At 71.9% G+C, this 6580-nt stretch carries 7 protein-coding genes; 3 read left to right on the top strand and 4 right to left on the bottom strand.

Annotated elements, in window-relative coordinates:
• Positions 1-481, top strand: a 481-nt coding sequence (locus tag ESO86_RS09470) for an alpha/beta hydrolase fold domain-containing protein (protein WP_165307584.1), incomplete at its 5' end; no start/stop codon positions are given.
• Between the two features lie 126 nt (positions 482-607).
• Here ESO86_RS09470 and ESO86_RS09465 read toward each other — a convergent pair.
• The 4 genes from ESO86_RS09465 to ESO86_RS09450 all read right to left on the bottom strand — a co-directional run bounded on the left by ESO86_RS09465 (position 608) and on the right by ESO86_RS09450 (position 4930).
• The gene (locus ESO86_RS09465) at positions 608-2128 is read right to left on the bottom strand and encodes an HNH endonuclease signature motif containing protein (RefSeq protein ID WP_129234674.1); all 1521 of its coding nucleotides are present in this window, start codon (positions 2126-2128) and stop codon (positions 608-610) included.
• A 180-nt stretch (positions 2129-2308) separates the two neighbouring features.
• Positions 2309-2818 (bottom strand): hypothetical protein, encoded by a 510-nt coding sequence (locus ESO86_RS09460; RefSeq protein WP_129234673.1) that lies wholly within the window; start codon positions 2816-2818, stop codon positions 2309-2311.
• A 132-nt stretch (positions 2819-2950) separates the two neighbouring features.
• A complete protein-coding gene (locus ESO86_RS09455) occupies positions 2951-3889 on the bottom strand; it encodes an EamA family transporter (RefSeq protein ID WP_129234672.1) in 939 nt (312 codons plus the stop codon).
• A 207-nt stretch (positions 3890-4096) separates the two neighbouring features.
• On the bottom strand, positions 4097-4930 hold the full coding sequence (locus ESO86_RS09450) for an alpha/beta fold hydrolase (protein ID WP_129234671.1): 834 nt from the start codon (positions 4928-4930) through the stop codon (positions 4097-4099).
• 145 nt (positions 4931-5075) lie between these two features.
• On the opposite strand from ESO86_RS09450, the gene ESO86_RS19740 reads away from it, so the two are divergent.
• Both ESO86_RS19740 and ESO86_RS09440 read left to right on the top strand, forming a co-directional pair.
• On the top strand, positions 5076-5591 hold the full coding sequence (locus ESO86_RS19740; protein ID WP_242492299.1) for a CGNR zinc finger domain-containing protein: 516 nt from the start codon (positions 5076-5078) through the stop codon (positions 5589-5591).
• A gap of 97 nt (positions 5592-5688) precedes the next feature.
• A partial coding sequence (locus ESO86_RS09440) for a LysR family transcriptional regulator (RefSeq protein ID WP_165307582.1) occupies positions 5689-6580 on the top strand: 892 nt, incomplete at its 3' end.

Genomic DNA, 6580 nt, shown 5'->3' with positions numbered 1-6580 from the left:
GGGCGGAGGACTCGCGGCCGCGCTCGCGCAGCGCCTGCTCGCCGACGGCGGACCGCAGCCCGCCGCGCAGTTGCTGTACTGCCCGATGCTCGACGACCGCACCGCGGCGCGCCGCGACCTCGACGTGGTCCGGCATTTCGCCTGGACCAACCGCGACAACCTCGTCGGCTGGTCGTCGTACCTCCAGATGCCGCCGGGCGCCGACGCCGTGCCCGACTTCGCCGTGCCCGCGCGCCGCACCGACCTCGCCGGGCTGCCGCCGGCGTGGATCGGCGTCGGCGACATCGACCTGTTCCACGACGAGGACGTCGCATACGCCCAGGCGCTCCGCGATGCGGGCGTCGAGTGCACGGTCGACGTGGTGCCTGGCGCGCCGCACGGCTTCGAGTCGATCGCCCGGGGCGCGGGCGTGACGCGCGCCTTCCACGCCCGGGCGCGGGCGTGGCTGGGGGAGCGGCTCGCGGCATCCGGCGAGCGCTGAGTACGCCGAGCGCTGAGTACGCCGAGCCCTGAGCACGCCGAGCGCTGAGTACGCCGAGCGCTGAGCACGCACAGCCCTCAGGCGCAGCGCTGACGCCGCCGAACGGCGTCATGCAGCCCGGAGCGCTCATGCCGCCCGCTCTTCGCGCAGCTCGAAGCGCGCTCGTCCGCCGAGTCGTGGCACCTGTACCGGGTCGATGTGCGGTGGCGGGATGAACCAGACGTCGGTCGGGCCGGCGTGGATCTTCCATCCGTCGCGGTGGATCATGTGGTGGCAGAAGCTGCAGAGCAGGACTCCGTTCACGAGGTCCGTCGGGCCGGCGTCGCGTTCCCACCAGTCGATGTGGTGGGCTTCGACGTACCCGATGTTCTGGCCGCAGGAGGCGCAGCCGCCGTCGCGCTCGCCGAGCGCGAGACGTTGTGCCTTCGTGAAGAGGCGAGCGGCCCGGCCGAGGTCGAGGGGGAGGCTGCCGCCGCCGAGTACGGCAGGGATGAGTTCGGCATCGGCGGCCATTCGACGGGCGGTGCCCGCCGAGATCGGCTGTTCGAGACCGTCGACGCGAGCATGCCCGAGCCCCTCGACGAGCGCATCGAGGTCGACGCGCACGACGACCGTGGTTTTGGCGAGCGGCGTGAGGGTCCGGGTGCAGCCGAGCGTGTGGCGGGCGAGTGCGGCCAGTGCGTCGGCCTGGATCTGCGGGATCGTGCGATGGTCGTCGATGACCGGGCCGCGCCCACCGTCGCCTGGTCGGTCATTGGCGAGAGTGCGATCGCCGAGGGCGCGTCCGCCCGGTTCGCGCCTGCGCAGCGCGTCGCTGACGAGCGCCTCGATCGCCGCCTTCACCGGAGCCGCGCTTTCGGGATCGAGTCGGGCATGCAGGTGCACGATGCCGCGGCCGTCCTCCCGCATGGTCAGCGAGCGCTCCATGCGCAGCTCGTCTTCGCGGGGTTCGACACCGTCGGGATCCAGCCGCGCTTCGGCCTCCCGCACGCCGCGCAGGAGGGTCTCGAGCGGCACCCGCTCAGCCAGGTCGACGAGCTCACGCTCAACGACCCGCACCCGGTCGGGCTCGGATCGCATCGCCGCCCGGTCGAGCATGGTCGTGATCGCGGATGCCGCCTCGATGCTGATCCCAGCCGACTCGAGGGCCTCGGCCACGTGTGGATGCCGTGCCGGGAGCCGCTCCCCGGTGAAAGCCTGCCGCTCCGCGGTGGCGGTGCCGACCGCGATCAGCCGGCGCGCGTCGCCGAGCGACCCTCCGGTGGCCGCGGCGAGGAGGCGGGTCGGGTTGTGGAACCCCTGCGACTTGGCGAACCCGGTTTCGCCGAACTCCGGCCCGGACCGCTTCGCCACCTCGGCGGCGACCCTCGCCAGCAGCGCGTCGACGTCGCGGCGAACCGTCGCCAGCGCATCGGTGACCCGCATGAGCCCGCCGTCGCTCAGTTGCTCGATCTCGACCTGCGCGCCCCCAGGCACGGCGCCCCACGCCGCAGGCACGGCGCCCCACGCCGCAGGCACGGCGCCCCACGCCGGCGATGCACCCGCCCACACCTCGCGCAGCGCTGCGAGATCTCGCCCCAGCGCACCGAGCGCACCGAGCGCACCGAGCGCACCGAGCGGATGCTGCGGGAGCGTGGGTTGTTCCATGCTTCGATCCTGCACCCACCCACCGACATCCAATTGGCCCAGAAATGCCGCGTGAACAGGAATTTTGACTGTGCAGAACTCAGCCCAGCGTGTGACTGTGGAGGACGAGTCGTCGCGCAGGCTTCCAAGTCACGCTCGGCGGCGGCGCTCGTCGGCCCGTGGCATGCGCACGTTCTGTGCCTACCCGGCCATCGGCGAGACATCCGTCACGATGTTCCCGAACCGGATCCCCTCGAGGAAGAACGGCCCAGCGCCATCCCACGACTCGAGTGAGATGCCCGCGAAGGACGCCTGCGTGATCAGGGTCCACGCGAGCACGAAGACGACGATCCCGACGACGGCGCGATCGAGGCGACGGATGGCATCCGACGGGTCGACGGCGCGACGCACCACGCCGGTCGTCGTCGCGAACACGATGACCGCGATCACCGCGTACGCGAAGCCCGACGGCTCGAGCGTCACCGTGAGGCAGAGCGGCGCGGCATCCGTCGCCCGGCCGGCCCCGTCGAGGTACCCGCCGTCGCCCGTGACCCCGCCCGCGCACGTGGCCTTGCTCGCCCCGCCGATCAGGCTGTACGCGAAGGCGGCGCCGATCGCCCAGCCGAGCAGCCGCTGCACCCGCCACAGCACCGCAGCGCCGGGGAGGGGCGAGACCGTCGAGCTGGACGGCAGGGACACGGTGTCGGGCATGCGGGCCTCCGCGGTGGTAGGGGTGCGGCCATGCTGGCAGCGCCTGGGCGCGAGGTGCAAGAGGCAGGGGCGGATGTCGCGAGGCCCCGATGCCGTCGGCTCGTGCGCCGCGTCCCGTACGACCGGCTCGCGTCAGCCCGACCGCGGCCCGACGGCGTGCAGGGCGGATGCCTCCGGCGCATCGGCCGCCGGCTTCGCCCTCCGCCGCCCCGGCGCGTTCGCGACGAACACCCCCGCTACGAGCACCGCCCCGCCGACCGTCTCCCACAGGTTCGGCACCTGCCCGAGCAGCACCGCCGCCGACGCCATCGCGACGACCGGGGCGAGCAGCACCCACGGCACGACCGACGCCGAGCGATTCCGCGCCAGCAGTCCGTTGAAGATCGCGTAGCCGACGAGCGTGCAGAGGCCCGCGGTGTAGAGCGTCGACAGGATGGGCCGCCATCCGAATGCGGCGATGCCGGCGGCGATCGCGTCGGGTCCCTCGATGAGTGCCGACAGGCCGAGCGCCGGCAGCGGCACGACGAGCGACGACCACACGGTGAGCGAGAGCGCGCCGAACCGCCGCGCCGGCGCGACCGGGCCGGCCTTCCGGGAGATCACGTTGCCGATCGCCCACGACAGCGCGGCGAGCAGGCACAGCACGACCGCGAGCGCGGGGGCGTCGCCTCCGCGCCCGAGCGCCACGACGCCGAGTCCGATCGTCCCGAGCCCGACCCCGATGACCTGCAGGCGGGTGGGCCGCTCGCGCAGCGCGAGCGCGGCGACGAGGATCGTCAGCACGACCTGCGCCTGCAGCAGCAGTGCGGCGATGCCGGGCTGCAGCCCGAGCGCGATCGACGTGTAGAGCAGGGCGAACTGGCCGAGGCTCATGAAGAGGCCGACGCCGACGACGGTCTTCCAGCTCGCGAGCGGCCGCGGCACGACGACGACCGCAACCGCGACGACGGCGAAGCGCACCGCGACGAAGAACAGCGGCGGGATGCCGTCCATGCCCCAGTCGATCACGACGAAGTTGAAGCCCCACATCGTCGCCACCAGGGCGGCCAGCAGCATGTCGCGTCTCGTCATGGGTCAAGGTTCGCCCGCGGCATCCGGAAACACCAGCGACCATTTCTGCTCCTGAATCGGTAGCATCGCTGCATGATCGAGCGCAGGCGGCAGGCGGCAGGCGGCAGGCGGCAGGCGGCAGGCGGCACCGAGCGCGGAGACGCCGAAGGGCTCGGGATGACCCGAGCCCCTCGTTCATGCGTGCCGCGATGAGGTGCGGCGTCGGAGCTACTTCTGCACGAAGTCGACCAGCAGGCGGGTGACCTCGTCGGCGTGCGTCCAGAGCATGCCGTGCGGGGCGCCCTCGATCTCGACGTACTCCGCCGACGGCAGGCGCTTGGTGAACTCGCGCGCGGTGGCGTCGATCGGCAGGATCCGGTCGGCGGTGCCGTGCACGATGAGCGCCGGCACGTCGATCTTCTCGATGTCGGTGCGGAAGTCGGTGAGCCAGGACTGGACGACGGCGGAGGAGGCGAACCATCCGCTCGACGACGCGGTGTTCCAGCTCGCGCGGACCGCGGCCTCGCCGATGCGGGTGCCGAGGTTCTCGTCGAGGTTGTAGAAGTTGTGGAAGAAGTCGTCGAACCACGCGTAGCGGTCGGTCTTCGCCGCCTGCTCGATGCCGGCGAAGACCTCGGCGGGAACGCCCGCGGGGTTGTCGTCGGCCTGCAGCAGGTACGGCTCGAGCGAGGCGAGGAAGACGGCCTTCGCCACGCGCTCGCTGTCGTGGGTTCCGAGGTAGCGCCCGACCTCGCCCGTGCCCATCGAGAATCCGACGAGGATCGCGTCGCGGAGGTCGAGGGTCTCGAGCACGACCTTCAGGTCGCCCGCGAAGGTGTCGTAGTCGTAGCCGACGGTCGGCTTCGAGGACCGGCCGAATCCGCGACGGTCGTAGGTGATGACGCGGTTGCCGGATGCGAGCAGGGCGGCGGACTGCTTCTCCCAGGATTCGCCGCTCAGCGGGTACCCGTGGATCAGCACGACGGGCTGCCCGGATCCGTGGTCCTCGTAGTAGAGGTCGATGTCGCTCGAGTTCTCGGTTCCGACGGTGATGAACGGCATGTATGCCAGCTCCTTCGAATCAGTGCCTAACCGGATGGAATGGTCGTGGTGGTTAGTGCGTTGACGAGTGCAACACGATAACCGGTGAGATATTCCGAGGGGGTTAGAATCGATGCAGAACGCGATCGATCACGGAGGTGGGGCCATGCCGACGGATGCCACGCACGCGGGCGCCGGATCGCTCCTGCTGGATCTCGTGAACTCCCGGCTCGAGTTCGACGACCACGTCGACGACGAGCTCGCGGCGGATGCCGAGGCCGCGGCATGGCTCGTCGCCCACGGCGGCACGGGCGACGGCGACGAGATCGCCGACGCCCGCGCCGCCCGCCCGCTGCTGGCGAGGTTCCTTCGGGGCCAGGCTCCCATCGAGGAGCTCGAGCCGTGGACCGGTGCGATCACGCGGCGTCCCGCCTTCGGTCCGGATGGCGCTCGGTGGCGCGAGGACCTCGCCCCGGGGCGGCGGATCGGCGCGCGCGCCATGCTCGAGTGGGCCGACCTGCAGGGGCCCGAGGGCTCGCGCATCCGGCCGTGCGCGGCATCCGACTGCCAGCACTTCTTCATCGACACCAGCCGGGCGAACACGCGTCGGTGGCACTCGATGGAGACCTGCGGCAACCGCGCGAAGGCACGCCGTCACTCGGCGCGCGCCAAGCTCGGCTGAGCCGCTCGCTGCATCGTCCTTCCGGGGGTCACGGGTCGCCCGCGGCATCCGGAAACATGAAGGACTATTCTTGCGCCCGAATCGGTAGCATCGCTGCATGATCGATCTCGAAGCCGTGGTCGCGCTGCGCGCGGTGGCCACGAACGGCAGTGTCGCGGCGGCGGCGGACGCGCTCGGGTTCACGCCGTCGGCGGTGTCGCAGCAGATCAAGCGCCTCGAGCGCGGCACGCGGGTGGCGCTGCTCGAGCGGGCCGGTCGCGGGGTGGTCCTGACGGATGCCGCCCGCCAGCTCGTCACGTCGTCGGCGACGGTGCTCGCCGACCTCGAGCGCATCGAGGCCGACCTGCATCTCGCGAGTAGCGCGACGGGGGCGGATGGCGCGGCCGCGCGCCGCATCACGGGCGAAGTCCGGATCGGCGCCTTCTCGACCGCGGTGCGGGGCCTGCTGGTCGATGTCTTGCCGCGGCTGCGCGCGGAGCATCCGGAACTGCGGGTGCCGATGCGCGAGAGCGAGCCGTGGGAGACGATCGCGCTCGTGGCATCCGGTCAGCGCGACCTCGGAATCGTGCACCGGTGGGGCGGCGTCGCGCTCGCGATGCCCGAGCACCTGATCGAGACGCCCCTGTTCACGGATGTCGCGGACGTGATCCTGCGCCGCGAGCACCCGCTCGCCAGCCGCACCGAGCTGACCCCGGCCGACCTCGCCGAGGAGGAGTGGGTCGCGACGTTCGACTCGACCATCTGCCGCCAGTGGCTGCGGCGCCTGTTCGACGGCGTCTCGAACGCGCCGCGCATCGTGCACGAGTCGATGGAGTTCGAGAACCACCTCGAGCTCGTGCGTGCCGGTCTCGGGGTGGCGCTGGTGCCGCGCCTCGGGCGGTCCCCGCTGCCCGACGACCTCGTGGCGATCCCGACGGTGCAGCCGGCGTCGGTGCGCGGCGTCGCGGCCGTGCATCGCCGCAGCCAAGCGGACTCGCCCGCGCTGCAGG

The organism is Agromyces binzhouensis (genome assembly GCF_004135055.1).
Lineage (GTDB): Bacteria > Actinomycetota > Actinomycetes > Actinomycetales > Microbacteriaceae > Agromyces > Agromyces binzhouensis.
The sequence above is the reverse complement of the archived record's forward strand: the minus strand, read 5'-3'. Positions and strand labels throughout refer to the sequence as shown.

Coding starts and splice junctions, on each gene's coding strand:
- ESO86_RS09465 (WP_129234674.1), bottom strand. CDS start 2,128: ATGGAACAACCCACGCTCCCGCAGCATCCGCTCGGTGCGCTCGGTGCG.
- ESO86_RS09460 (WP_129234673.1), bottom strand. CDS start 2,818: ATGCCCGACACCGTGTCCCTGCCGTCCAGCTCGACGGTCTCGCCCCTC.
- ESO86_RS09455 (WP_129234672.1), bottom strand. CDS start 3,889: ATGACGAGACGCGACATGCTGCTGGCCGCCCTGGTGGCGACGATGTGG.
- ESO86_RS09450 (WP_129234671.1), bottom strand. CDS start 4,930: ATGCCGTTCATCACCGTCGGAACCGAGAACTCGAGCGACATCGACCTC.
- ESO86_RS19740 (WP_242492299.1), top strand. CDS start 5,076: ATGCCGACGGATGCCACGCACGCGGGCGCCGGATCGCTCCTGCTGGAT.